The sequence below is a fragment of the Uliginosibacterium sp. H1 genome, assembly GCF_036017065.1.
GTDB lineage: Bacteria > Pseudomonadota > Gammaproteobacteria > Burkholderiales > Rhodocyclaceae > Uliginosibacterium.
Map to the genome: position 1 here is coordinate 114,078 of NZ_JAYXHR010000004.1, position 25,969 is coordinate 140,046.

19 protein-coding genes are annotated in these 25,969 nt (G+C 67.2%); 12 read left to right on the forward strand and 7 right to left on the reverse strand.

Going from position 1 to position 25,969, the window contains the following annotated elements; all coding sequences use genetic code 11:
• Positions 1-5 precede the first annotated feature (5 nt).
• A complete protein-coding gene (locus VVD47_RS19665; RefSeq protein ID WP_327605227.1) occupies positions 6-797 on the reverse strand; it encodes an amino acid ABC transporter substrate-binding protein in 792 nt (263 codons plus the stop codon).
• A 382-nt stretch (positions 798-1,179) separates the two neighbouring features.
• Between VVD47_RS19665 and VVD47_RS19670 the strand changes: the two genes are divergently transcribed.
• The 12 genes from VVD47_RS19670 to VVD47_RS19725 all read left to right on the forward strand — a co-directional run bounded on the left by VVD47_RS19670 (position 1,180) and on the right by VVD47_RS19725 (position 18,676).
• Positions 1,180-1,827: a hypothetical protein gene (locus VVD47_RS19670; RefSeq protein WP_327605228.1), complete on the forward strand. Its 648-nt coding sequence runs from the start codon at positions 1,180-1,182 to the stop codon at positions 1,825-1,827.
• Positions 1,828-1,896: 69 nt separating this feature from the next.
• Positions 1,897-7,707, forward strand: coding sequence for a DUF7379 domain-containing protein (locus tag VVD47_RS19675; protein ID WP_327605229.1), 5,811 nt, complete (start codon positions 1,897-1,899; stop codon positions 7,705-7,707).
• Positions 7,708-7,787: 80 nt separating this feature from the next.
• The gene (locus VVD47_RS19680; protein WP_327605230.1) at positions 7,788-8,834 is read left to right on the forward strand and encodes an N-acetylmuramoyl-L-alanine amidase; all 1,047 of its coding nucleotides are present in this window, start codon (positions 7,788-7,790) and stop codon (positions 8,832-8,834) included.
• A 697-nt stretch (positions 8,835-9,531) separates the two neighbouring features.
• Positions 9,532-10,200 carry a hypothetical protein gene (locus tag VVD47_RS19685; protein WP_327605231.1) on the forward strand — a complete coding sequence of 223 codons (669 nt, stop codon included), beginning with the start codon at positions 9,532-9,534 and terminating at the stop codon, positions 10,198-10,200.
• A 77-nt stretch (positions 10,201-10,277) separates the two neighbouring features.
• Entirely contained in the window at positions 10,278-10,841 is a 564-nt protein-coding gene (locus VVD47_RS19690; protein ID WP_327605232.1) for a YniB family protein, read from the forward strand.
• A 91-nt stretch (positions 10,842-10,932) separates the two neighbouring features.
• The gene (locus tag VVD47_RS19695) at positions 10,933-11,421 is read left to right on the forward strand and encodes a hypothetical protein (RefSeq protein ID WP_327605233.1); all 489 of its coding nucleotides are present in this window, start codon (positions 10,933-10,935) and stop codon (positions 11,419-11,421) included.
• Positions 11,422-11,823: 402 nt separating this feature from the next.
• Positions 11,824-13,146, forward strand: coding sequence for a pectate lyase family protein (locus VVD47_RS19700; protein WP_327605234.1), 1,323 nt, complete (start codon positions 11,824-11,826; stop codon positions 13,144-13,146).
• A gap of 108 nt (positions 13,147-13,254) precedes the next feature.
• Positions 13,255-13,593 carry a VOC family protein gene (locus VVD47_RS19705; protein ID WP_327605235.1) on the forward strand — a complete coding sequence of 113 codons (339 nt, stop codon included), beginning with the start codon at positions 13,255-13,257 and terminating at the stop codon, positions 13,591-13,593.
• Between the two features lie 32 nt (positions 13,594-13,625).
• Complete coding sequence (locus VVD47_RS19710) at positions 13,626-14,174, forward strand: DUF4256 domain-containing protein (protein WP_327605236.1); 549 nt, start codon at positions 13,626-13,628, stop codon at positions 14,172-14,174.
• A 48-nt stretch (positions 14,175-14,222) separates the two neighbouring features.
• Positions 14,223-15,668: a multidrug transporter subunit MdtD gene (gene mdtD, locus VVD47_RS19715; RefSeq protein WP_327605447.1), complete on the forward strand. Its 1,446-nt coding sequence runs from the start codon at positions 14,223-14,225 to the stop codon at positions 15,666-15,668.
• 123 nt (positions 15,669-15,791) lie between these two features.
• Entirely contained in the window at positions 15,792-16,463 is a 672-nt protein-coding gene (locus VVD47_RS19720) for a biliverdin-producing heme oxygenase (RefSeq protein ID WP_327605237.1), read from the forward strand.
• Positions 16,460-18,676 carry an ATP-binding protein gene (locus VVD47_RS19725; protein ID WP_327605238.1) on the forward strand — a complete coding sequence of 739 codons (2,217 nt, stop codon included), beginning with the start codon at positions 16,460-16,462 and terminating at the stop codon, positions 18,674-18,676. The genes VVD47_RS19720 and VVD47_RS19725 overlap by 4 nt, the downstream gene beginning before the upstream one ends.
• 164 nt (positions 18,677-18,840) lie before the next feature.
• Here the strand turns inward: VVD47_RS19725 and mdoH are convergent, their stop codons facing one another.
• The 6 genes from mdoH to VVD47_RS19755 form a co-directional block, all read right to left on the reverse strand.
• Positions 18,841-20,841, reverse strand: a complete 2,001-nt coding sequence (mdoH, locus tag VVD47_RS19730; RefSeq protein WP_327605239.1) for a glucans biosynthesis glucosyltransferase MdoH — start codon at positions 20,839-20,841, stop codon at positions 18,841-18,843.
• The gene (locus tag VVD47_RS19735) at positions 20,811-22,361 is read right to left on the reverse strand and encodes a glucan biosynthesis protein (RefSeq protein ID WP_327605240.1); all 1,551 of its coding nucleotides are present in this window, start codon (positions 22,359-22,361) and stop codon (positions 20,811-20,813) included. The genes mdoH and VVD47_RS19735 overlap by 31 nt, the downstream gene beginning before the upstream one ends.
• A 329-nt stretch (positions 22,362-22,690) precedes the next feature.
• Positions 22,691-23,326, reverse strand: a complete 636-nt coding sequence (locus VVD47_RS19740; protein WP_327605241.1) for a response regulator transcription factor — start codon at positions 23,324-23,326, stop codon at positions 22,691-22,693.
• A gap of 53 nt (positions 23,327-23,379) precedes the next feature.
• Entirely contained in the window at positions 23,380-24,558 is a 1,179-nt protein-coding gene (locus VVD47_RS19745) for a PAS domain-containing sensor histidine kinase (RefSeq protein WP_327605242.1), read from the reverse strand.
• 144 nt (positions 24,559-24,702) lie between these two features.
• Positions 24,703-25,209 (reverse strand): hypothetical protein, encoded by a 507-nt coding sequence (locus VVD47_RS19750; RefSeq protein ID WP_327605243.1) that lies wholly within the window; start codon positions 25,207-25,209, stop codon positions 24,703-24,705.
• Positions 25,210-25,244: 35 nt separating this feature from the next.
• Positions 25,245-25,958 (reverse strand): type 1 glutamine amidotransferase, encoded by a 714-nt coding sequence (locus VVD47_RS19755; protein WP_327605244.1) that lies wholly within the window; start codon positions 25,956-25,958, stop codon positions 25,245-25,247.
• Between the last annotated feature and the right edge of the window lie 11 nt (positions 25,959-25,969).

Here is a 25,969-nt window from a genome sequence, read left to right on the forward strand (position 1 = left end):
CCAGCTTATTTGACGATGTTCGAACCGAACCACTGGGTGGAGATCTTCGCAGCGCTGCCATCGGCCTTCATGTCGGCCAGGGCCTTGTCGAGCTTGCCCAGCAGCTCGGTGTCGTCCTTGCGCACGCCCACGCCGTACTGCTCGGTGCCGAAGTGCTCTTCCAGCACCTTGTAGGCGTCCGGCTTCTTCGCGGCGTAGTAGCGGCCCACCACTTCGTCGAGGACGACGGCATCCAGGCGGCCGGTGCCCAGGTCCATCAGCGCGGTGACGTTGTCGCCGAATTTCTTCAGCGCGCCCAGCGTCTTCCGCGCCGGGTCCTTCTCCACCGCGTCCACCGCGCTGCTGCCTTCCTGCACGCCGACGGTCTTGCCGGCGAGGTCGGCCTTGCTCTTGATCGGCGACGCCGCGGCGACGATGACGATCTGGTGGTTCTCCAGGTAGGGCGCGGTGAAGCCGATGTTGGCGCGGCGCTCCTCGGTGATCGTCAGGCCGTTCCACAGCACGTCGATGCGGCGGCTGTTCAGCTCGGCCTCCTTGGCGCTCCAGTCGATGGGCTTGAACTCCACCTCCATCTCCAGCCGTTTGGCTGCCTCGCGCGCCATGTCGATGTCGAAGCCGACCAGGGTGTTGGCGTCGTCGCGGAAGCCCATGGGCGGGAAGTGGTCGTCCAGCCCGACGACGATCTTGGCGGGCGCCGCAGCCTGGGCCGGGGCTGAGGTCTCCTCCTGCTTGCTGCAGGCGGACAGGAGCAGGCCGGCGCTCAGCGCGGCGGTGGCCAGGAGGGTGAGTTTCTTCATGGCAGGGCGTCTTTCAGGAAGGGGCGGAAGCCGGTGGGCGGGGCAGCCGCAGTGGCCGCATGCCCGATGTCGCGGATTGTCCCTCCCGCCCTCCGCCAGCGGCAAGCCCGGGGGCGATGGAGTTTGATCCAACCGCAAGGGTCCGCCTGCGGCGCTGGACGGCACGGTTCCAGTCCTGTCCCGGCGGCCTGTCCCTGGCCGGATGGCCCGCCAAAAGGGCAGGCGCTAGTGCCGTACGCGGGGGGCGGGCTATACAGGCGCATCGCCCTGCGTGCGGCCTTCATGAGCGTCCGCTTCGCGTGCTGTCGTGTGTCGTCTCATGCACCCTTTCGCGCTTCCTGCCCGGACCCGCCTGCCGACCATCCGCCAAAGCTCCGTTGCCATGCCCACGCCACGCCAGGTCCTGCTCTTCGCCGGCCACATGATCGACGCGCCACAGCGCAGCGAACCGCGTTTCCCCGCCGCGCTGGCCGATGCCGCCGCCGACCGCATCGCGCAGGTCCTGGCCTGGCTGGACGCCGGGCCGGAAGACCTGGCGCTGACGCAGGGGGCGGCCGGTGGCGACCTGCTGTTTGCCGAGGCCTGCCTGGCGCGAGGCGTGCCGCTGTGTTTCATGCAACCGCTGCCCGAGCCCGCATTCATCGCGGCATCCGTGCTGCCGGTGCAGGACGGCCCGCGCTGGCAGGCGCGCTACCAGTCGGTGCGTGCTGGCCTGCTGGAGGCGCCACGGCAATTGCCCACGCCGTCCGTCGATGAGCAGGATGTCACGGGTGACGATGTGCCGTCGGGCGGTGCCGGTGATGGCGACGACGACAGCGAAGTATTCTCCCGCTGCAATCGGTGGCTGCTCCGCCATGCCTTGCGCCAAGGCGCGGAGCGGCTGCATTTCATCTGCCTGTGGGATGGTCTGTCCGGCGATGGTGACGGTGGCACCGCGCACCTGTGCGCGCTGGTGGAGCAGGCGCCACCCGGCACATGGCAGGTCCACCGCATCCGGCCGCAGGATCTGGCCGCATCGCACGCGCGCTGACCGACACGCTTACATCACCTTTCATCACATCTTCAACCTGCCCGCAGCCCTGATCCCACCAGGACGATCATGCCCACACCGACCACGCCCCCCGCCAGCTCTACATTGACCCTGCGCCTACCCGCTCGCCCCAACCAGGACGGCGGCAGCGTCGTGCCGCGCCTGTTGCAGTCCACCAGCCGCGCCGGCGATGCGGCAGCGGACCCCTTCCTCGACGGCGTGTTGCGCGTGGAGGCCAGCGTCGAGCTGAGCAGCCCTTCGCGCGGCGACGTGCAGACGCGCGAGCAGAGCGTGAGCGGCGAGCGCATCGTCGCGTTGGAGGCGGCGGACGGCACCACGGTGTTCATGCGCGCCGACCGCCTGCAGGAGGAGCTGGCGCGTCTTCACCCGCAGGCCGTGGCGGCGGACGGCAGCGTGGACCTCGCGGTGCTGCGCGACCCGCAACCGGCCTCGCGCGGCGCGGTGGACTTCGTGTGGTCGCGGGTGTCGGTGCTGTCGCTGGCGCCGGATGCGCTGATCGACAAGGCACGCGAGAAAGCACTGGAATGGCTGCAGGAATGGCTGGGCGAGAAGGCCGAGGACCTGGCCTATGCCGGCGCCTCCTGGCTGGGCACCAAGGCGCTGATGTGGGCCATCGAATCGCAGCTCGGCGGCGAGCCCGGCCTGTACCTGTGGCGCGGCGGCGAACTGGCGGCGACGGACCGTTGCGCTGCTGAAGATCCGCGCCTGCAGGCGGCGGCGCAGGCCGGGCCGCTGCTGGTGCTGATCCACGGCACGGCGTCGAGCACCGTGGGCAGCTACAAGGACCTGCGTGCCGGCGGCATGGCCGACAGCGACTGGCAGCGCATCGTCGAGCGGCACGGCGACCGCGTGTTCGGCTTCGAGCACCGCACCTTTTCCGAAAGCCCCATCGACAACGCGCTGCTGCTGGCCGAAACCCTGCCCGCCGGCGCACGCCTGTCGCTGGTCACTCATTCGCGGGGCGGCCTGGTGGGCGACCTGCTGTGCCTGGCCGGCCTCGACGAGGAGGCGATCCGCGCCTATCGCCGCCAGGTGCCGCCGGGTCGCAAGGAGTCACGGCTGGAGCGGCGCCTGCGCGAGAAGGTGGCCGCCGACGAACAGGCCAAGCTGCGCCGTCTCGTGAAGCTGCTGGACAGCAAGAACTTCATCATCGAGCGCTACGTCCGCGTGGCCGCGCCGGCGCGCGGCACCACGCTGCTGTCCGACAACCTGGACGTCTTCCTGTCCGGCCTGCTGACGCTCACGGTGAAGGCCGCGGGGCTGTTCACCGGACCCACCGGCAGCCTGCTGCTGTCGGCCTTCAAGCGCATCGTGCTGGAGATTGCCGAGAAGCGCATCGAGCCCCACCTGGTGCCCGGTATCGAGGCGATGCTGACCGACTCGCCGCTCACCACGCTGCTGGCGCAGGCACAGCGGCGGCCGGGGCTGGCGATGGCGGTGATCGCCGGTGATATCGAAGGAGGTGGCGTACTGAAGCGCCTGGGTGCGATGTTCACCGACTGGATGTTCTTCGACCTCGCCGACAACGACTTGGTGGTCGACACCGAGTCGATGTACGCCGGCCTGGCGGTGCGGACGCCGCCGCCCTACCTGTTCGACCAGGGCGAGGGCGTCACCCACTTCAGCTACTTCGCCAACCGCCGCACCCGCGGTGCGCTGGTCGACTGGCTGACCGTGGAGCAGCCCGACCGGCTGGCCAGCTTCGCGCCGCCGGGCCTGCGCATGGAGCCGACGCCGGAACTGGCGCGCGAGCGCGCGGCGACACGCGCCGCACCGGCGCCGGACTCCCGCCCGGTGGTCATCTTCCTGCCCGGCATCATGGGTTCGCACCTGGAGCTGCTGGCGGAAGGGCAGATGGGTGATGGCGACCGCGTGTGGTTCGATCCGGTGGAGCTGTTCGGCGGTGGCCTCAAGCGCATCCGCATGGGCGAGTCCAGCGTGCGCGCCGAGGCGCTGTTCGACATGTTCTACGGCGACCTGGCCGACCACCTGGAGCTGGGCCACACCGTGGTGCGCTTCCCGTACGACTGGCGGCGGCCGATTCCCGAGCTCGCCGGCGAGCTGGCGCGGGTGCTGGCCGACACCCTGGCGCTGCACCCCAGCCAGCCGGTGCGCATCCTGGCGCACAGCATGGGCGGGCTGGTGACGCGCGCCATGATCGCCGCCCACCCCGACCTGTGGGCCGGCACCATGGCGCGACCCGACAGCCGCTTCGTGATGCTGGGTACGCCGAACAACGGCTCGCACCTCATGGTGGAAACCCTGCTCGGCAAGAGCGGCACCATCCGCAACCTGGCGCGGCTCGACATGAGCCACGACCTGCAGGGTGTGCTGGACATCGTGGCCGGCTTCCCCGGCGGGCTGCAACTGCTGCCGCGCCCCGGCTTCCGCGACCGCGCCGGCGAGCAGCGCGACGACTACTTCAACATCGCCACCTGGGAGGCGCTGCGCGCGCTGTGCCGCGACCGCTGGTTCGGCGACGCCGTGGCCGGCGTGCCGCCGGACGCCACGCTCAGCCTCGCGCGCGAGCTGTGGGACGGCGTGCTGAAGGACAACAACGTGCCCTTCCCGGACAAGGTCTGCTACGTGTTCGGCCAGGCCGAGAACACGCCTTGCGGCGTGCGTATCGAGGGCGAGCGCATCAAGATGCTGGGCACGCCCGAGGGGGATGGCTCGGTGAGCTGGGTGTCCGGCCGGCTGGACAACCTGCCGCCCGAGCGCTGCTGGCACATGGAGGCCGACCACGCCGCGCTGACCAGCACCGCCGAGCACTTCGACGCCATCGTCGAACTGCTGTCCAGCGGGGACACCGCCCGCCTGGGCCGCCTGCCGGTGTCGCGCAGCGGCAGCGCCGCGCTGACCGCCTATGACGCGCCGCCACCGGTGCTGCCGCTGTCGGCCGAGGAAATCGCACGCGGGCTCATCGGCGGCAAGCCGCGGCGTCGGCGCAGCAAGGCCGCGCGCGAGAACGAAGCCCTGCAGGTGGCCGTGCGCGCGATGGATCTGCGCTTCGCCCAGCAGCCGATCATGTGCGGCCACTACATCGGCGACCCGATTGCGGGCGCCGAATCCGCCATCGATGTCAGCCTCACCGGTGGCGCGCTGTCCAAGCGCGAGCGCCTGGGCGTGTACGCCAGCGAGATCGGCACCTGTGCCGTCGTCATGCAGGCACGCACCGCGGAGGATGCGTTGCGCGGCACCGGCCGCGGCGCGGTGGTGGTGGGGCTGGGCGAGTTCGGTGCGCTGAACACCGCCAAGCTGACCGAGACCGTGCGCGGCGGGGCCTTGCGCTTCCTCCTGCACACGCACGACCGCGAGGCCGGCATGTCCCCGCAGGCGGGTGCGCGGGCGCGGCTGCTGACGCTGGCCAGCCTGCTGATCGGCCACAACTCCAGCACCACGATCAGCCTGGAGGAGTCCATCACCGCCATCGTCACCGGCGTGTGTGCGGCCAACCGCCAGTTCCTGGCCGCGATGCCGGATGCGCGCATGCAGATCGGCCGCCTGGAATTCGTCGAGCTGTTCGAGGACGTGGCCATCTCCGCCGCGCACGTGGTGCGCGACCTGCCGCAACGCATGGCGGCTGAGTTGCGCCGCCTCGACGCGCGCCTGGAGTGCAGCGCCAACCTGCACACCGGCCTGGGCGCCCGTCCGCGCCTGGCGGTGCGCGAGAACTTCGGCTACTGGCCGCGGCTTACCGTGACCAACGCCGCGCCGCCGGACAAGGACGGCAACGTCGGCGCGGTGGCGAACCGCCTGCGCTACATCTTCAGCTCCGACCGCGCGCGTGCCGAATCGGTGGAGCCGCAGCGCCAGCCCGGCCTCATCGAGGCGCTGGTGAAGCAGGCCATCCGCACCGAGCAGACCAACCCCGACCTGTCGCGCCTGTTGTTCCAGTTGATGGTGCCGGTGGACTACAAGGCGGTGGCGCGCGAGATGGAACGCCTGCTGCTGATGGTGGACGGCTATACCGCCAACCTGCCGTGGGAGATGCTGCAGGCCGACGACGAACCGATGGTGCTGAAGACCGCGGTGGTGCGCCAGCTGGTGTCCTCGCGCTTCCGCCGCAACGTGCAGAGCGTGGGCAACAAGACGGCCTGCATCGTCGTCGACCCCAGTACCCAAGGCTACCGCAGCCACTTCGGGCGTGTCGCTTCGGGCACGGTGCTGACGCCCGAGAACGACAACCTGCCGGCCCTGCCGGGCGCGGTGGAAGAGGGCGACGAAGCCCGCCGCATCCTGGAGGCGCGCGGCTACGAGGTGGAATACGTGCCCTCCGGCACCGCCGCGCTGGACGTGCTGTCGCGCGTGTTCCGCCGCCCGAGCCGCATCCTGATGATCGCCGCGCACGGCGTGTATCGCGAGATCGCGGCCGACGGCAGCGAGCGTACCGGCGTCGTGCTGTCCGACGGCATGCTGCTGTCCGCCGCCGAGATCGGCCAGCTGGAGATCGTGCCCGACCTGGTGTTCCTCAACTGCTGCCACCTCGGCGAGGTGGACAGCACGCCGCTGGAAGCCAACAAGCTGGCCTACAGCGTGTCGCGCGAGCTGATCGAGATGGGCGTGCGTTGCGTGGTGGCCGCCGGCTGGAAGGTGAACGACCAGGCCGCCCGCGTGTTCGCGACCACCTTCTTCGACCGCTTCGTGCGCGAAGGCATGCCCTTCGGCGACGCGGTGGCGCAGGCCCGCCGCGCCACCTACTACGAGGTGCCCGGCTGCAACACCTGGGGCGCCTACCAGGCCTACGGTGACCCCGGCTTCGTGCTGGAGCCGGGCGAATCCAGCCGCGACCATACGCCGACCGTGCCGGTGTCCCCCAGCGAGCTGGTGGCGGCGTTCGCCGCCATGCGCATCGACGCATCGCACCGCCAGGCCGGCGCAGCCGAGGCACGCCGCGCGGTGAGCGACCGCCTGCGTGGCGTGCCGCCCGCGTGGCTGGACCGCGCCGATGTGCAGGAGGCGATTGCTTCCTACTACTACGACATCGGCCCGGATGCCTTCGGCGACGCGCGCGAGGCCTGCCTGCGGGCGATCGCGGCGGACGAGGGCGGCAACGTGTCGGTCGGCTTGTTCGAGCTGCTCGGCAACGTCGAGGCACGCATCGCCGTGCAGAAGAACGAGAACCTGTCGGACGCGCTGCGGATCGACATGCTGGACGCCGCCGTCGGTCGCCTGCAGGCACTGGTGGCCCTGTCACGCGACGCCGGCAACATCAACCGCGAGCGCCAGCTGCTGCTGGGCAGCGCCCTGAAGCGCCGCGCCGGATTGCTGGCCCAGCAGGGCCGCGCCTGGGAGGACGTGCTGGCCAGCCTGTCGCTGAGCCGCGATGCCTATCGCCTCGTGCTGGACGACTGCGGCGACGAGTGCGACTCCTACGCGGTGCTCAACTGGCTCAACCTGGAGGCGCTCATCACCACCCGCATGCCGGCCAGTGCGCGGGATCTCGCGCAGCGCTGCCTCGACGTGGCGCGCGGCAAGTTCGCCCAGACCCTGGCCTTCTTCGACGCCGCGGCCGTGGCGGACGCCACCCTGACGCAGTGGCTCATCGACGGTGCCATCGGGCGGCATGTGGATGCGTGCATCCGCATGTATGCCGAGGCGCTGGCCAGCGTGCCGCGCAGCGGCCGCGAGGCGGACTCCGTGATCGCGCAGGTGGAGCAGCTCTGCGTGTTCTACGGCGCGCGCGGCGGCAAGGGAGACGCGGCGACGGCCAAGGCGCTCGGCGCGGTAGCCATCGCCTTGCGCGAGGAGAAGCTGCCCCCGCCGGTCGCCGAACGACCCGCCGCCCGCAAGGCCGCCCGGCCCGGCAAGCGCGGCGTTGCAGCGAAGCCGGCCGCGTCGCGCAGCACCAAGAAGTGAATCGCACCCTGGATCAATGAACCACACGGAGTGAACCCGAGTGGCGCAGAAGGGCAGCGCCCCTCCAACCGGAGAGCACCATGAAGATCGAGAACCACCGCCTCGTCGGATCGAGCATCACGCACAAGGACACGCCCAACCGCGGCGGCGTCATGAGCCCGCGCTACCTGGTCATGCACTACACGGCAGGCAGCTCGGCAGCGAGTTCGGCCAGTTCGCTGTGCAACCCGGCGAGCAAGGCCTCGGCGCACATCGTGCTCGGCCGCGACGGCAGCATCATCCAGCTGGCACCGTTCAACATCGTCACCTGGCATGCCGGCAAGAGCCAGTGGGGCAGCCTCATTGGACTGAACTCGCACAGCATCGGCATCGAGATCGACAACGCCGGCGTCATGAAGCGCGTCGGCGGCCAATACGTCTCCTGGTTCGGCAAGGCCTATCCGGAAAGCGAAGTGCTGGTCGCCGAGCACAAGCACGGCGGTGGCGCCCAGCCCTGGCACACCTACACCGAGATCCAGATCGAACGCGCACTGGAACTCACCGAGCTGCTCGCCGCGCAATACGGCCTGGAAGACGTGCTGGGCCACGAGGACATCGCCCGCGGCCGTAAGACCGACCCCGGTCCTGCGTTCCCGCTCGGCGCCTTCAGCGCTCGCGTGAAAGGCCGCGAGGACGACTTGCCCGAGTACTGGCAGGTCACCGCCAGTAGCTTGAACATCCGCTCCGGCCCCGACGCCTCGGCGGTCACGGTGGCGCCCGCGCTGAAGAAGGGCACCAAGCTGGTGGTGCTGGAAGCGCTGGACCGCTGGAGCAAGGTGGAAGTGCAGGGCGTCACCGACCTGGAGGGCTGGGTCAGCAATGCCTTCATCGAGAAGGCACCGGTGGGGCGTGGTGGGCGCGTGGTGTTGTCGCGGGCGGAGGCGGGGGCCGTGCAGCCGGCGAAGGCGGTGGCACCACGGGCGGCGAAGTCGGTTGCGCCGCGCACAGCGAAGGAGGAGGCGCCACTCGTGGCGAAGGCGACGCGAAAAGCGAAGGCTGCGGTGACGACGAAGAAGGCTGCGCCGGCCAAGGCTGGTACGTCTTCGAGCAAGGCATCGGTGACGGCTGTGAAGGCGCGCAAACGTTGAACATGGGTGAGCGGTCGCGCTGCAGCGAGCCACCTCGCACCCCCGCTTCGTCATTCCTGCGCGCTACGCGAGCTTCGTTCCCTGAGCTTGTCGAAGGGATCGAAGCGGTCGAAGGAGGGGAGTCCGGTGACGTGCTTCTTTGACCTGTCGTTCTACCGGCTCCCGCCGCAGGCCCGTGCTCACTCGTTACCCAGCGCCGGGAGTTCGCCCCGGCGGGCGACATACTCTCTGCTGCGCGGCAGAGAGTATGCAGAGAACGCGCCCCGCTTCCGCCGCCACGCTTCGCGTGGTTCCCTGCGCTGCGCGCCATGATGAGCGGCTCCGCAACTCGCCCTCAGTCTGTCGCTGCGCTCGGCCTTCGGTGCTCAGACATGCTCGCCGTCGCGCTCCGCGCGATCCCTCGTCACGGCTGTGCTGCTCGGCGGCTGCAGAGGGGGAAAGGGGGGCGTGCCGGATTGCCGTGCTTCGCCTCTGTGGGTTGCGCCGCGTCAACACGCAGAAGGCATGTTGCGGCATTGTTTTCGAAGTAAGGTTCTTGTCGATTCTGTTAGTGGGTACTGAAAAATACCTCATCAAACGAGAATCCTTGTAGAGCAAGCGTTTCACAGTGCTGGAAGGCGCGATGTTAGGGGGCACGCGCCGATGTTAGGCAGCAAGACGGCTCCCTAAAACAAGTTAGGCATCGCCAATCCCCGCCATGGACCTCAAAGATTTCTTGCCGCTGATTGGTATCGCGATTGGTTGGTTTCTCGCAGAAGGCAGTGCGTATGGCAAACGCGCCATCGAGAGGAAGAAAGCGGTCGGCAAAGCAATTGCGGTCTTGTACTTCTTGTTCCTTGAAATGGTTCAGCTAAAGACCGCCCAGGAAAAGTTCAAGAATCTATCCTCCGATGTTAAGGAGTGGGAACGCCTTCGGCAGAGGTCGTTTGAGAAGTACACCACTCAGGAGTCGGCGTTTGTAGAACGTCTCAACGCTGCTGCCGACTCATTGGGCGAGTACTATCCAATCGAGGCCTACAAGTTGCGGGAGGTGCTGAACAAGTACCAGTTTGTTAAGGCCAAGAAGCTCGATGTCTTTACGGCCGACGCTGGGCTTTACTTGGCAACACTTAGCACCTACGAACTGGGCTACCTTGCGCATCAGTACCAACTAGAACTGATCATTCGGTTTCTCGCTTTTCGGCAAAGCAAGGTACTTTGGATGCGCATTCGCTACAACTTCTGGCTGCTTCGCAGGCGGGTGTCTTCGGGAGATATGGTCTTCCTCCAGCAAGCAAAGAAGTCGAAAAGGAAGACCGCCGCGAAGGTGGCTGCCGAAGAGCAGGAAAGTACACCCGGGCCGAAGACTGATGCAAGCGATGCCTAACCATTTCAAGCCGACGTGCCTACGGCACGAGGCTTACCTCAAACGTTGGGCGTCATAGCCACTCACCCCTCACACACATGAGAATTTACGAAGCTCAGCGTCGCGTGTGGCGCCTACGCGCTATCTCCTCCGTCGTACTTGTTGCCTTCAGTGCCGTTCTTCTAATCTCAGGGCTCAAATCCATCGCTTGGGCGGTTCAAGGAGACGCCACGGCATTCGCACCCGTTGCCCGTGGAGTTCTAAGAATCATCCACGTCCTGTACGAGAAAACGCAGTTCCTATCTTGGGGCTGGCAAGTCGCGCCCATTGCCAATCCCCGAGAGCTCAACAGCTCCGGTAACTACGGCTTTCTATTCATCATTTGCTGCGTTGCGCTTGGGCGTCTGATGTGGGACAGCGCAAGCCATCTTTCTGCTCGCATCAGAAAGACCATTCTCCGAGTCGAGGAGCTAGGGTGGGAGCAAGCGCTATTGGCCCAGCAAGGCCTAGCGGTAGGTCAAAAGCCGGATGTTCTGCAGATCAACATCGACCTTCAACAAAAAGACCAGTGGTACAAGCGACCGATGGGGTTAGTTCTCCTCGGCATTGCGATCGCAGTGCTCGGTCAATGGGCGAATCTGCAGTTTGGCCTGGTCAAGTAAGGGCTAGCGCGAATGACGCCCAACCCTTCCATCGAGAGGACGTCACAAGGGCGACGCCGTTGCGCCGCCTCTCATTTCAAAATTTAGGCATATGAAGCAAGAGAACCGATTCGTTGCGCAGCTGTTTCACTACTTGGCACCATTCGTAGACATGGAGCGTGACCTGTTTATTTGCGTCGACGGCGGAGCGGCGAAGCATCATGCCGGAACTGAAGGCGCTCGCTTACTTGATCCGAACGTTCCAGATCTTTGGTTTGCCTTTTGCGGCCAACCGGGATACACCGGGATAGAGGCGAAAGTCCTGGATAGAAATTCAATTAGCATTCGACAAGGTCAGCTTAAGGCTTGGAAATCAGCCGGCACGGGTATCTACAAGCCGAGGTTCTGGGTGGCCACGGACAGAGACCTCAAGAAGTTCTTCTGCTGGCACCATGCAGCGTTGTTGCCGCGCCTCAACAGCAGCGCAAGCACTGTTGATAATGTTTCGCTGTCACTAGGAGAGTATCCGCCTGCACATTCGTCGGGCTCTATCGCGGAGCTAGCGTTGTTTATCCTTACTCACCATCGCGCAGGTGCCTAACAAGGGCGTCAAGTTCGCCCACTTCACGGGCCCGACCAGCCGCATAGGGCGCAATTACCGCAGGGCATTGCGCCGGATGTGAATCGGCAAACCTCGCAGCCTGAAGCGCTTGCAGAATCCATCAAATCTGCGAAGCCTGCCAACACCGCCGACGCGCACGACGCACTCGCGCACTAGGCTCGAAGTCTCTTCACACGAATGCGGCCGCGCAGCATCTGCGCGGCCGCATTTTTCCGTTGGTGAAGCACCAAGCGGGGCACTATCCTTAGGCGGCGCCAGCGGCTCGTACGAAGCTGCGGCGCGCCGGTTGCGATCCTTTGATTGCGGCCGTGCTGAAGCAAGCGGGCCCCCGGCAAAGGGGTGTCGCCGGAAGCAGCATTTCCATAATCAAGGAGACAAGACATGAAACTGAAGCACCTCGTGCTCGGTGTGCTGGCCATTGTGTCGGCCGCCAGCGCAACCGCCGCCAACCGGCCCAAGGGCTGGACCACCATCTGCAAGGAAGGCGCGGCCTGCAGCGTTGCCGCGAATACCAACGTCGCTTTCGGCCGTGCGGATCAATTCATCTTCAAGACGCTGTCGGGCAGCTTCACCTGCAACGAGGCGGCCTTCGGCGGTCGCATCGCGGGCGGCGTGAATGAATGCTCCGTCGCGGGTGGCGGCTCTTCCAGCAGCTCGTCGTCCTCGTCGTCATCCTCCTCTTCCTCGTCGAGCTCCAGCAGTTCGTCGAGTTCATCGTCGAGCAGCTCGTCTTCTTCCAGCTCCAGTTCGTCGAGTTCTTCCACCAGTTCTTCGTCCAGCACTTCTTCGTCGGGCTCTTCGTCCGGTGCCGGCTCCTGCCCGCTGACACAGGAAGGTTTCTCGACGCTCAACGGCGGCACCACCGGCGGTGGCAGTGCGGCGCCGACCACCGTGTCCACCGTGGCTGCGCTGAAGGCCTGTGCGGGTGCCACCGAGCCGCGCGTGTGCCGCGTTCAGGGCACCATCACCTTCGATCCGTTCGAGGAAGTGCGCGTCGCCTCCAACAAGACGATCATCGGCGTGGGCACCACCGGTCACATCGTGAATGGCGGCTTCAACGTCAGCTACGTGAACAACGTGATCATCCGCAACCTGCACATCCGCGACAGCTTCATCGAGGGTGATTGGGACGGCAAGACGGCTGACAACGATGGCGTGCAGGCGGACACCTCGCGCAACATCTGGATCGACCACAACCGCTTCAGCCGCATCGCCGACGGCATGATCGACAGCCGCAAGGACACCACCAACCTGACCGTGTCCTGGAACATCCTGGAGAACCAGAACAAGGCCTTCGGCATCGGCTGGACCGAGAACGTGACGGCCGAGATCACCATGCACCACAACTGGCTGAACAACACGCACCAGCGCAACCCGTCGGCGGACAACATCCTGCGCGCGCACCTGTACAACAACCTGATGGAGAACAACGCGGGCTACGGCAACTACGCGCGCGGTGGCACCCACATGGTCCTGGAGAACAGCGTGTTCGTGAACACCAAGGACCCGCACTACTACGACACCGGATCGCTGGTGGCGATTGGCAACAGCTACCAGAGCACCAGTGGTCAGCGCGAGCAGTCGGGTACGAGCTACGGCGTCTTCAACCCGAAGAACTACTATGCGTACGTGCTGCACCCGACCAACCAGGTCAGCGAACTGGTGAAGCGTTGTGCAGGTCCGCGTCCTGAACTCGGGCAATAATTCCTGAGCCGCATCATCGGATGACAACCGGGGCCAGCGCCCCGGTTGTTGTTTACGGTGGTCGCGCCGGTTGCCATGCTCCGTGCACAACACCTGTAGAGGGACACCATGTCGCTGACCATCCTGCTGCGCTGTCACGATGTCGAGCAGACGCGCGCGTTCTACCGTTCCAGGCTCGGCTTCGATTTGAGTGATACGGCGGAGGGAACACTCACTGCCGTCCTGCATGGCGGGGCGCTCGTGTTCACGCCTGCCGACCTGTGGGGTGCGGCCCCCGGCTTCACCGGGACGATCTACCTTGCGGTGCCGGCGCTGGACGACTACTACGCGACGGTGAAGGACGGCGTGAGCCTCGCCTGGCCCTTGCAGGACATGCCGTACGGCAGTCGGGAGTTCGGCATCCGCGATTGCAACGGCTACTACCTGGCATTCCGGCAGCAGGCCTGAAGTGGCCGGCCATCTTCCATGAAAGGTGAGACATGACCGACAAGGAACGTGAAGCACTCTGCAGGCTCCTGCAGGCCCGCTTCGACAAACACAGGCGCCGCCACCCGGACATTGCATGGACCGACGTGCAGGCACGGCTCGACACGGCAGACGCCGCCAGGCTGCGCGCACTGGCCGCGATGGAGGAGAGCGGCGGCGAGCCGGACGTGGTGGCGCGTGACGCGGGCACGGGCGAGTTCGTCTTCTGCGATTGCGCTGCCGAGACGCCCAAGGGGCGACGCAGCGTCTGCTACGACCGCGCCGGCCTGGAGTCCAGGAAGGAACACCGGCCCGAGGACAGCGCTGTCGACATGGCCTCCGCCATGGGCATCGAGATGCTGACGGAGGAGGAGTACCGCGCGCTGCAGCAGCTCGGCGAGTTCGACACGAAGACATCGAGCTGGGTGAAGACGCCACCCGCCATCCGCAAGCTGGGTGGCGCGCTGTTCTGCGACCGTCGCTACGACACCGTGTTCACCTATCACAACGGCGCGCAGTCCTACTACGCGGTGCGCGGCTTCCGCGGCCTGCTGAAGATCTAAGCATCTGGTGGGATAGCCGGCCGGGCTGTAGCGGCGTATGTTCACGGCATCACGGGCACCCGATGCCGGTTTCATGCGAGACGTCCCCGAACCATGAGTGCCCATCCCGCTTCATCCCGCCCCCTCCTGTGGCTGGTCGCCATCGGGCTGCTGATGCAGATGCTGGACTCGACCATCGTCAACACGGCCTTGCCGTCGATGGCGCGCGATCTGAATGCCAGCCCGCTGCGCATGGAGGCGGTGATCATCGCCTACATGCTCACCGTGGCGTTGCTGATGCCGGCCTCGGGCTGGATGGCGGACCGCTTCGGCGTGCGGCGCGTCTACCTCGCGGCCATCGTGCTGTTCACGCTCGGTTCCGTGCTGTGCGCCTACTCGCATACCCTGGGGCAGCTGGTCGCGAGCCGGGTGGTGCAGGGCGTCGGTGGTGCGATGCTGATGCCGGTGGGGCGCCTGTCCATCCTGCGCACCGTGCCGCGCGAGCAGTTGCTGGCGGCGCTGAGCTTCGTCGTCATGCCCGCGATGGTGGGGCCGCTGCTGGGGCCTTTCCTCGGCGGCTGGCTGGCGGAGCAGGTGTCCTGGCACTGGATCTTCCTCATCAACGTGCCGATCGGCGCGCTGGGCATCATGCTGACCCTGCGCATCATGCCGCCGCTGAAGTCGGCGGACGTGCGGCCCTTCGACGTGCGTGGCTTCCTGCTGTTCTCGCTGGGGGTGACGCTGGTGTCGCTGGCGTTGCAGGGGCTGGGCGAACTGGGCTGGTCCCTGTCGGTGGCGCTGTGGTTGCTGGTCAGCGGCATCGGCCTGCTGGTGAGCTACTGGCTGCATGCGATGCGTTTCCTGCATCCGCTGTTCCCGCCCGCGCTGTTCGAGATCAACAGCTTCTCGGTGGGCATACTCGGCAACCTCTTCGCGCGCCTGGGCTCTGGCGGCGTGCCCTTCCTGCTGCCGCTGATGCTGCAGCTCGGCCTGGGCTATTCGCCGATGCACGCCGGGACGATGCTGATCCCGATGGCACTGGCCGCGCTGGTGGCGCGCTTCGGCGTCGGCGGGCTGGTACGGCGCTTCGGTTACCGCCGCCTGTTGATCGTGAATACCCTGCTGGTCGGGGTGATGATCGCCAGCTTTGCCAGCGTCGCCCTGCGTCCACCCTTGTGGGTGCTGATCGTGCAGCTGGCGATGATGGGTTACGTGAATGGCTTGCAGTTCACGCTGATGAACACCGTGACCCTGCTGGACCTGGACGACGCGCGCGCCAGCAGCGGCAACAGCCTGCTGTCGGTGACGATGCAGCTGTCGATGAGCCTGGGGGTCGCGTCGGCCGCCGCGCTGCTCGGGGGCTTCGTGCATCGGCTGGGCGAGGGCGACATGCTGCGGGTGTTCCAGTACACCTTCGTCAGCGTGGGCGTGCTGGGCATGGTGGCGGCGGCGATCTTCATGCAGCTGCACGATGACTCGCGCACCGCTGGCCGCGAGGAAGTGCCCGACGCCTGAGCGGGCGCGGCTGGCCGGGCCGGATTGTGCTGCAAGGCGGCCCGGCGCTGTGGTACAACCCCTGTACCCCGATAGAACCAACGGCCGGGCCTACCGGCCGCCGCCGTAGCCGTGAGCACATCCTTGTCCAATTTTCCCGAAGGAACGCAGGCTGCCAGCCTGCCTGCTTCGCCGCTCGACGCCCTGAGGCAGGCGACGGCAAGCCTGCACGAGCGTGTCGAGGCCGCCTCGCCGATCGCCCTCGATGAGCCGCGTCTCGAAGACTATGCCCTGCATGTGCTGGCCTTCCGCCAGTGGCTGCGCGAGGACGTGCCCGCCGCGCGACCCGCCTTGCTCGATGAGATCGTGCCGGAGCTGCCGCGCGTGGCCTGGATAGACCACGACATCGCCCAGCTGGCCAGGCACCTGGGCCACGCGCTGCCTGCAAGTGCCGGAGCGACGATTGGTGAGCGCGACGGCGCTGCCGCCGTTGCGGGCGTCGATACGGACGCCGACGGCGCGCTCGCAGCGCCGGACCGGTTGTGGGGCTGGGCCTACGTGCAGGAAGGGTCGCGGCTCGGCGGCGCCCTGTTGTATCGCGCCTTCCGTGAGCGTTTCGCGGCGGACGATTTCCCGGACCTCGATTTCCGTTTCCTGCAGGGCGATGGCAGCGTGCCGGCGAAACGCTGGAGCACCTTCCTGCAGCTTCTCGATGACCAGATCAGGACCGCGGCGCAGATCCGCCAGGCCTGCGAGGGCGCCGTGGCGGCTTTCGAAAGCCTGCTGCGGCGATTCGAACAGGTGCGTACCGCATGAGCCAGCCCACGTCTCCGTCCGCGCCGGTCACGCTCGACAACTGTGACAGGGAGCCCATCCACATTCCGGGCTCCATCCAGCCGCATGGCGCGCTGATCGCGTTTTCCGTCGACGGCCTGGTTGCATGGCACACCAGCAATGCCGCCACCTTGCTGGATTGTCCGGTCACGCTCGGCACCTCGCTGGACGAGTGCCATTCCCCCCTGTGGTCGCAGGTGTGCGGCTTCGTGCGCGAGCACCTGCCCGACAGCCGGACGGGCGAGCAGTACGCCGTGTCGCACGAGCTGGACGTGGCGGGGCGCAAGATGGATGTCGTCATCAACATCAGCACCAGCGGCGTGATCGTCGAGTTCGAACCGCGGGAGCGTGACGAGGACGTATCGCGCTTCGCGCTGCAGGCGCACCGTGCGCTGGACCGCCTCAAGCGCACCAGCTCGCTGCAGCAGCTGCTGGAGCGGGCCGTCGAGGAGATCCGCAGCCTGACCGGCTTCGACCGCGTCATGGCCTACCGCTTCCGCCATGACGACAGCGGCGACATCGTGGCCGAGAGCAAGGCCGATGCGCTGGAGAGCCTGCTGGGCCGGCGCTACCCGGCCTCCGACATTCCCGCCCAGGCGCGCCGCCTGTACGTGCTCAACACCCTGCGGCTGATCGCCGACGTCAGCGCGACGCCACTGGCACTCACCGGCCAGGCGGACGCGGCGCCGCTGGACCTCAGCCATGCCGTGCTGCGCAGCGTTTCCCCGATCCACATCGAGTACCTGCGCAACATGGGCGTGGGCGCGTCCATGAGCGTTTCCGTCGTCATCGACGGACGGCTGTGGGGCATGTTCGCCTGCCACCACATGTCGCGGCGCCTGGTGCCCTACGCCATCCGCATGGCGGTGGACGTGATGGCGCAGGTGGTGGCGACCACCATCTCCTCGCTGCTGGCCCGCCAGCACGCCGAAAGGACGCGGGGTGCGCTGGCGGTGCAGACCGATTGCGCGCAGTCCATCAGCGACAACGACGACGTGGCCGAAGCCCTGGCCTGCCACCTGCCCACGCTGGCGCGGCTGCTGGACGCCGACGCGGCGGTGGTGATCTCCGGCGGCAAGCTTGCCCAACATGGCCTGGCCCGTTCGGAAGCGGTCGCGGACTTGGCGCGCGTGCTCAAGGACATGCCCACCCAATCGCGTCCGCTGTGGAACGCACTGGCCGACTGGAGCGTGGAACGGCCGGCCTCGCTGTCGGCCTATTGCGGCCTGCTGGCGCACTGCTTCGATGCGGCTGCGCATGCCTGGCTGGTCTTCCTGCGCAAGGAACAGATCGAGACGGTGCGCTGGGGCGGCAAGCCGGAGAAGGTCTTCACCGTCGGCCCGCAAGGCCCGCGCCTGACCCCGCGCGGCTCCTTCGACGAATGGCGCGAGACGGTGGAGGACACCTCCGTTCCCTGGACCGACAGCGACATCGAAATTGCTGCCGGCTGGGCCGACGAGATGCGCCGCGCCGCCTTCGTCCACCATGCGGACACCGAGCGCGCACGGGCACACCTGATGGCCGTGCTGGGCCACGACCTGCGCGACCCGCTGCATTCCATCAGCCTCGCGGCGCGGGTGCTGGAAAAAGTGCCGGCCGCGGGCGGGGCAGCCATCGGCGAGCGCATCCAGCGCACCGCGGGCCGCATGCAGCGCCTGGTGGGGCTGGTGCTGGACATGAGCAAGTTGCGCGGCGGCCTCGGGCTCGGCCTGAACTACCAGCCGCTCGATCTGGTGAGCCTGGTGCGGCAGATCATGGACGAGCGCGAGCAGGTCCAGCTCGACGCGCGCTACGAGGTGTCACTGCATGGCGACGCGCAGATGGAGGGTGACCCGGACCGTCTCGCGCAGGTCGTCACCAACCTGCTGGGCAATGCCCGGCACCACGGCCAGCCGGGCACGCCGATCCGCATCCAGCTGGCGGCGATCGACGATCACATCCTGCTGACGGTGCGCAACCAGGCGCCACCGATACCCGACGAGTTGCTGCCACAGCTCTTCGACCCGTTCAAGAAATCCTCGCTGGGCAACCAGCGCAATGCCGGCGGCCTGGGCCTGGGGCTGTACATCGCGCACCAGATCGCCGTCGAGCACGGTGGCAGCCTGAGCTACCGCTACGAGGCGCCGGAAGTGGTGTTCGAATTGTCGGTGCCGCGTCGCGCCCTGAGTTCGCGCGCCGATCCGCCGCAGCCCTGACTAGGCTGGCTGCGGTGCGCGCAGGCACGCGCATGCGGGGATGCGGTGTTCAACGATGCGATGCTCGCTGGTGACGACTGTGACGATGCAAAGAAAAAGCCGGCCCGTGGGCCGGCTTTTTCTTTCCTGTGCGCTTCATGCCTCCCCCGCTGAGGGCGGGAAGCTCAGGCGGCGGCCAGGGCCCGCTCGTCGCGACGCGTCGGCCGCGGCAGGCGGGCAGCGTGGTTCCGCGCCTCGCGCAGCACCTGTGGCGCCAGCGTGTCTTCCGGCGTCAGCAGCAGCCCGTGCCGGTTGATGCGCTGCCCCAGCGCGACGTTGCCCGTCAGCAGCGTGAAGGGAATGGCGAGGATCAGCGGGCCATACACGGGCGCCAGGCACAGCACTGCCATCGGGTGGCTCAGCAGCGCGAAGAGGCCCCACTGCGCCGCCAGCAGGCTGTGGCCGCCGAAACCGTCGGCCACTTCCTGCCAGCGCAGGCCCTGTGCCTCGCGCGGTGGCGATTGCCATTCCAGCTTCAGGCCGGTGAGGCTGGCGAACACGAAGCTGGTGTGCGCGAACATGCGGATCGGTGCCTGCACGATGGACAGCAGGGCTTCGAGGCAGGCGCTGCCGATGAGCTTCAGCGTGCCGCCGAACTGTGACTGCTCGCGACGCAAGACGATGGCCAGCACGGCGAGTGCGCGCGGCAGCAGCAGGAGGGCGCCGGTGAACAGCCACAGCGTCTGCAGCGGAATCGGTGCGGTGCCGGCTGCGATGCCGTCGTCCAGCAGGCCGCCCGGGCCGAGCACGCCCCAGGTCAGCGTGCCGACCAGCAGGTAGCACAGCCACAGCGGTGCGGACGCATAGGCCATGGCGCCGGTGATCAGCATGCCGCGGTGCGCGCCGGTCAGGCCGGGCTCGGCGATCAGGCGGGTGTTCAGCAGGTTGCCGTGGCACCAGCGCTGGTCACGCTGCAGTTCGGCCAGCAGGTTGTGCGGAAGCTGTTCGTAGCTGCCGGCCAGGTCGGGCACGACCCACACTTCGTAGCCGGCGCGACGGATCAGTGCGGCTTCCACGAAGTCGTGCGACATCACGTCGCCGGACAGGCGGCCCTCGCCGGACAGCTTCGCCAGGCCGCAGTGCTCCATGAAGGGCTGGATGCGGATGATCGCGTTGTGGCCCCAGTAGTGGGAGTCGCCGAGCTGCCAGTACTGCATGCCCGCGGTGAACAGGCTGCCGGTGACGCGCGCGGCAAACTGCTGGGCGCGGGCGTGCAGGGTGGGCTGGCCGCAGGGGCGCGGCACCGTCTGGATGATGCCGGCGCGCGGGTTGTTGTCCATCAGCTTGACCATGCCGGTCAGGCAGTCGCCACTCATGATGCTGTCGGCATCCAGCACGACCATGTAGTCGTAGCGGCGGCCCCAGCGGCGGCAGAAGTCCGCGACGTTGCCGGCCTTGCGCTTGCCCGGACGCTGACGTACCCGGTAGAAGACGCGCGGGCCCTGGCCGGCGAGTTCCTCGCGCAGGCGTTGCCAGGCGCTGCGCTCCTCCGCCTGCAGCACGGGGTCCCGCGTGTCGGACAGCAGGAACACGTCGAACTGCCCGGCGTGGCCGGTGGCGGCCAGCGAGTCGCAGGTGGCCCGCAGGCCGGCGATGACCGTCGGCACATGCTCCTTGCAGATCGGCATGATGATCGCGCAGCGCGTGTCCGGGTTCAGTTCCTGGTCCTCGATGCCGCGGGCGGACAGCACGTGGCGGTCGCCGAACAGATGCACGACGAAGCCCATCGCGGCCGACCAGAAGCCCGCCGACACCCAGGCCATCAGCGGTACGAACAGCACCATCTGCAGCGCCGCCAGGATCGGCACGTTGGTCCAGTCCAGCGCCTCCGTCATCACATACGCGGACGGCAACACGGTTGCGATCATCAGCGCGAGCAGGGCCCAACGTCGTCGTTGCGCAGCCGCCTGCCAGGCGCGTGCCGGCCCTTGCGGCCAGTGCGGCACCGGTCGGTGCGGCATCCGCAGCAGGCGGCGCCAGCCTTCGCGCAGGCCGAACCACGGGCTGGCAGGCATGGAGCCGCGCAGCAGCGGCGGCACGTCGGGTGCAAAGAGGGCTGTCGTTACCGGCGGTGACGACAGGTAGGTACCGGCGCCTACCTCGGCGGGGGAATGATCGCGTTCCATGTTTCGCTCACCGTGTCCTGAGAGTGCTTGAGGAAGACGCGCAGCTCGACTGGCTGCGTCTTTTTCGTGTTGTTCGTGTTCGTGTAGCGGAAGGCCAGGCGCCAGCCGCCGGTGACGTCATTGCGGAAGACCGTCTGCTCGGCGATGGTCACGCCGGCCGATGCTTCGATCACCGCGTCCACCGCCGCGTCGGCAGGCAGTGCCTGCAGCGCCGGCCCGGCAAAGTCGATGACGAACTTGTCCTCGCCTTCGGCCAGCGGCTGGAAGCCCGCGCCGCGACGGCTCTGCACCGTCCACCCGCTGGCCGGACGGCTGTCGCCCGCGCCGCGATCGCCCTGCATGTGCAGGCGATAGGCGATGTCCAGCGGCGTGCCGGGTGCCGGCTGCTGGGCAGGGACCCAGTAGGCGACGACGTTGTCATTGGTCTCGTCCGGGGTGTCGAGCTGCACCAGCTCGACACGACCACTGCCCCAGTCGCCCACCGGTTCGATCCAGGCACTCGGGCGCTTTTCATAGCGCGCTTCCAGGTCTTCGTAGTTGGCGAACGCGCGGTCACGTTGCATCAGGCCGAAGCCACGCGGGTTCTTCAACTGGAAAGAGGTGGTCAGGATGTGCGGCGGGTTGAACAGCGGGCGCCAGATCCATTCGCCTTCGGCGGTGTGGATGGAGAGGCCGTCGGAGTCGTGGATCTCCGGACGGAAACCGGCCTTCGGCGGCTGGTTCTCGCCGGCGAGGAACATGCTGGTCAGCGGGGCGATGCCCAGAGTGGCGACCGGCTTGCGCAGGAAGATGCGCGCCTTCACGTCCACCACCGTGGTGTCGCCAGGGTTCAGCACGAAGCGGTAGGCGCCAGCGACGCTGGGCGAATCCAGCAGGGCATGCACGGTGATGCTGCGGGCATCCCTGGCGGGACGCTCCAGCCAGAATTCGGTGAAGCGGGGAAACTCTTCGCCCTTGCCGCCCACCGTGTCGATGGCGAGGCCGCGCGCCGACAGGCCGTAGATCTGGCCGCCACCCAGCGCGCGGAAGTAGCTGGCGCCCAGGAAGACGACCAGCTCGTCCTTGTACTGCTGGTTGTTCAGCGGGTAGTGCACGCGCAGGCCGGCATAGCCGATGTCGCCCCAGCCGCTGGTGCTGAGCTTGTTCTTGCCGTAGTTGAACAGGCGGGTGTTGAAAGGCACCTCGCGTTGCTTGCCGTCGACGATCTCGTGGATCTTCACCGCGTCCAGCGCGAACTTGCCGCGGTGGAAGAACATCGCTTCGAAGGGCAGGCCTTCCTTGCGCCACAGCGCCTCGGACGGGTTGAAGCGGATGTCGCGGTACTGGTCGTAGGTGAGTGCCTTGAGGGCGGCCGGTACGTTGTCGGCCGGGGACTGATAGGGCTTGGTCGCCATCGTGCGTGCACGGTTGGCGATCTGGTCGAAAAGTGCGCCGTCGTTCTGGCTTGCCTGCGCCCAGGACATCAGGCCAAGCAGCAGACCCGGCAACAGCCAGCGTCCGATCATGCGTTCTACATCCATGTTTTTATCGTTTGGGGGAGAGCCCTTGAAGGGGCCTCGCTGATGCAACGCAATACGGTCTGTCCAGGATGACGTGCTTTACGGATCATTTACATCCGGCAGGTAAATAAGGACCTTCCGTAGCGATTGCGCAGGATGGACAGCCTTGTTCCATGCGGGTTTCGCCGCGAGCGGCCGTGCCGGGAAAATCAGAGATGTCCTACAGGACGAGGGGACGTCGGGCTTACGGGCCGGCAAGGCATTGTTGCCCTGCAGCGACGCCTGTCGGCCACTGGCGACGGCGGATCAGGCGACGCTCCGGTGCCGTGGCGACGGGTCAGCGGAAGGGGTCACAACGGCACCAGCTGGTTGCGCGCGGCGTAGGCGGCAAGTTCCACCATGTTGCGCAGGCCCAGCTTCTCGAAGATGCGCGCGCGGTAGGTCGAAATCGTGTTGGCCGACAGCGACAGCTGTTGCGCGATCTCGCCGACGCTGCGCCCCTGCGCCAGCAACTGCAGCACCTGGTACTCGCGGTTGGACAGCGCTTCGTGCGGTGCGGCCGCCACCGGTTTGCGCAGGTCCTGGGCCATCAGTTCGGCGATGGCCGGCGTGACGTACATGCCGCCACCGGCCACCTTCACGATGGCGGCGAACAGCTCCTCCGGCGCGCAGCCCTTGTTGAGGTAGGCGCTGGCGCCGCTGCGGATGGCACGCAGCGCGAACTGGGTTTCCGGATACACCGACAGCATGATGACGCCGATCTGCGGGAACTCGGCGCGCAGGTTCTTCAGCACGTCGAGGCCGTCGCGGTCGCCCAGGGCGATGTCGAGCAGCACCACGTCGACCGGCTCGCCACGCAGCAGGCGCAGGGCGGAGGGGCCGTCGGCAGCTTCGTGCACGGCGCCGATACGCGCGTCTTCGGCGAGTATCTGGCGCAGGCCGCGCCGGATGATCATGTGGTCGTCGACGATGAGGATGCGGATCATGGCTCTAACCGGGGCTGCGCTTCGCGGTCGTAACAACAGCGGTTCATATCGGCTCAGCCCGCCAGCACGTCGCGCAGGTGCAGCCGTACCGTGGTGCCGGCACCGGGCGCGCTGTCGATGGAGAGCTCACCACCGAGTGCGCGGGCACGCTCCTGCATGCCGAGCAGGCCGAAGCTGACGGGCTGGGCCGGCATCCGCATGCCGCGGCCATCGTCACGCACCGCCAGGCGCAGGTCGCGTCCCTCTGCCGCAGCCTCCAGGCTGACCGAGCTGGCCTGGGCGTGGCGCGACACGTTGGTCAGCACCTCCTGCACGATGCGGTAGAGCGCGATCTCCGCGTCGCGGCCCAGCCGGCTGTGCTCGAGTTCCGGCGCGCAGTCGTAGCTGCAGGCCAGCCCGCTGCGGCGCTGGAAGTCGCCGAGCAGCGCTTCCAGCGCGGCCCACAGGCCGAGGTGGTCGAGCAGGCCCGGGCGCAGGTCGTTGAGGATGCGACGCACCGAGCCCATCGCCGTACCGGCCAGCTCCAGCATGCTGTCGAGCTTGGCCTGCAGCGCGGCGTCGCTCGCGAGGCGCGGGCGCAGCCAGTTCATGTCCAGCTGCAGTGCGGTGAGCGATGCACCCAGCTCGTCGTGGATGTCGCGCGCGATGTGGCGCCGCTCTTCCTCGCGCACGCTGTTGAGGTGGGCGGACAGGCGCTGCAGCGCGAGGTGGGAACGACGCAGGCGTTCGTTGGCTTCCGATAGCTCCGCGGTGCGCTCGGCGACGCGGCGTTCCAGCAGGTCGTGCGCCGCACGCAGCGCGGCTTCGGTCTGCTTGCGCTCGGTGATGTCCGAGAAGGTGACCACTGCGCCGAGCACCGGGCTGTCGGCCGCATCGGTGTTGCGGATCGGATAGGACGCGTAGTGCGCGGGGAAGGAACTGCCATCGCGCCGCCACAGCACCTCGTCGTCCACCTTCACGCCCTGGCCCTGCTGGAATGCGCGGAAGATGCGGCAGTCATGCACCGGCATCAGGCTCTCGTCCGAGTGCGAGTGATGGATCAGGTAATGCATGTTGCGGCCGAGCACTTCATCCGGCGTATAGCCGAGCATCTCCGCCCCCGCTCCGTTGATGAAGATGCAGCGGCCGCGCAGGTCGATGCCGTAGATACCTTCGCCGGTGGATTCCAGCAGCAGTTCCAGCTGCCGCCGCCAGGCGTGATGGTGCGAAAGATTGTGCAGGTGGGCGAACATGGTGCGTCCACCAAAGCAAGGCGGATACCTAGTCGTGGCCGGCCTGCCGATGCGGCGTTGCAAAGGGCTGCCAGGCCGGGGCGCACCGGTGTGGACCGACGGATATCCGTGGATGCACCGGCAGCGGGCGTCGGACGTAGAGCCCTAGCCGATCTTCAGCGTGTCGAAACGCGCGTAGAGGAGTTCGACCGCGATCGACAGCACGCAGCCCGTGATTCCCGCGGTGACGAGCGCGGTCCGAAGCGCGTCACTGAGGCCGGTGATCAACGGATAAAGCGCAACCGCGACGCTGAGCAGGAGTGACGACCAGACCAGCGCCCCGGATTCGAAGGAGAACCGCTTGGTGCGCTGGGCGAACTCTCCCTGTTCGTAGCGCAGGACTTCTGCCAGCGGCGCGTAGGTCGGATCGGCATGCTTGCTCATCGCGAAGGCGCGCAGCGCATTGCGACGCAGGCAGGAATTGCGATAGATGAGGTCGACGTAGGCGCAGATCAGCGGGACGAGCACGAGCACCCACGGCGCGTGCGTGTTCGACCCGCCGCCCACGCCGAAGCTGCCGATGCCGCCGACCGCGATGAGCTTCCACTTGAGAAGGTCGGTGCGCAGTTCGACGCCCTTGAGAATGGCGTCCTGGATGAATTGGACTGACACGGTGTGCTCCGGGGGCGTCGTTCAGGGGGCGTGCATCAGGTTTTCAGGCCGGTGATCCACTTCGTGTAGAGGCGGTCCGACATCTCGCGCATGGCCGGCAGGTTGGTCGCCATCTGGGCGAGCTGCTCCTCGCTCTTCTGCACACTGGCCGGCGGGTTGGCGGGGTCGCTGACTTCTTCGGCCCACTGCGTGTTCCAGGTGCGGATCATCTCCTCCGTCATCTCGACGTGGCACTGCATGCCGAGGTGACGGTCACCGAGCACGAAGGCCTGATTGGTGCAGGCGTCGCTGCCGAGGATGCGCGTGGCGCCATCGGGCAGGGCGAAGGTTTCGCCGTGCCAGTGGAAGGCGTCGAAGCCATCGGTTTCGCCCAGCCATTCGCGGGCCTCGGCGGTGTCGGTGGGGCGCACTCCGTGCCAGCCGATTTCCTTCGTTGGATTGCGGCTGACGAGCTTGCCGAGCGCCTTGCTCATCAGCTGGCCACCGAGGCAGTGACCGATCACCGGGATGTCCTTGTCGACCGCCTGGCGGATCAGCGACAACACCTGCGGAATCCACGGCAAGGGGTCGTTGACACTCATCGGGCCGCCCATGAAGCAGAGGCCGGAGAAGGCGTCCGGCGAGGTGGGGACGGCGGCGCCCTCGTCGATGGGGACCAAGGTCCATGGGATCGAGTGGCGGTCGAGGAAGCTGGCAAAATAGCCCGGCCCTTCGGTGCGCGTATGACGGAAGATTGCGACGGGTTTCATGGCGACGGACA

Bases quoted from the DNA above. Each gene is read 5' to 3' on its own strand.
- VVD47_RS19665 (WP_327605227.1), bottom strand. From the start codon at position 797: ATGAAGAAACTCACCCTCCTGGCCACCGCCGCGCTGAGCGCCGGCCTG.
- VVD47_RS19670 (WP_327605228.1), top strand. From the start codon at position 1,180: ATGCCCACGCCACGCCAGGTCCTGCTCTTCGCCGGCCACATGATCGAC.
- VVD47_RS19675 (WP_327605229.1), top strand. From the start codon at position 1,897: ATGCCCACACCGACCACGCCCCCCGCCAGCTCTACATTGACCCTGCGC.
- VVD47_RS19680 (WP_327605230.1), top strand. From the start codon at position 7,788: ATGAAGATCGAGAACCACCGCCTCGTCGGATCGAGCATCACGCACAAG.
- VVD47_RS19685 (WP_327605231.1), top strand. From the start codon at position 9,532: ATGGACCTCAAAGATTTCTTGCCGCTGATTGGTATCGCGATTGGTTGG.
- VVD47_RS19690 (WP_327605232.1), top strand. From the start codon at position 10,278: ATGAGAATTTACGAAGCTCAGCGTCGCGTGTGGCGCCTACGCGCTATC.
- VVD47_RS19695 (WP_327605233.1), top strand. From the start codon at position 10,933: ATGAAGCAAGAGAACCGATTCGTTGCGCAGCTGTTTCACTACTTGGCA.
- VVD47_RS19700 (WP_327605234.1), top strand. From the start codon at position 11,824: ATGAAACTGAAGCACCTCGTGCTCGGTGTGCTGGCCATTGTGTCGGCC.
- VVD47_RS19705 (WP_327605235.1), top strand. From the start codon at position 13,255: ATGTCGCTGACCATCCTGCTGCGCTGTCACGATGTCGAGCAGACGCGC.
- VVD47_RS19710 (WP_327605236.1), top strand. From the start codon at position 13,626: ATGACCGACAAGGAACGTGAAGCACTCTGCAGGCTCCTGCAGGCCCGC.
- VVD47_RS19725 (WP_327605238.1), top strand. From the start codon at position 16,460: ATGAGCCAGCCCACGTCTCCGTCCGCGCCGGTCACGCTCGACAACTGT.
- mdoH (WP_327605239.1), bottom strand. From the start codon at position 20,841: ATGGAACGCGATCATTCCCCCGCCGAGGTAGGCGCCGGTACCTACCTG.
- VVD47_RS19735 (WP_327605240.1), bottom strand. From the start codon at position 22,361: ATGGATGTAGAACGCATGATCGGACGCTGGCTGTTGCCGGGTCTGCTG.
- VVD47_RS19740 (WP_327605241.1), bottom strand. From the start codon at position 23,326: ATGATCCGCATCCTCATCGTCGACGACCACATGATCATCCGGCGCGGC.
- VVD47_RS19745 (WP_327605242.1), bottom strand. From the start codon at position 24,558: ATGTTCGCCCACCTGCACAATCTTTCGCACCATCACGCCTGGCGGCGG.
- VVD47_RS19755 (WP_327605244.1), bottom strand. From the start codon at position 25,958: ATGAAACCCGTCGCAATCTTCCGTCATACGCGCACCGAAGGGCCGGGC.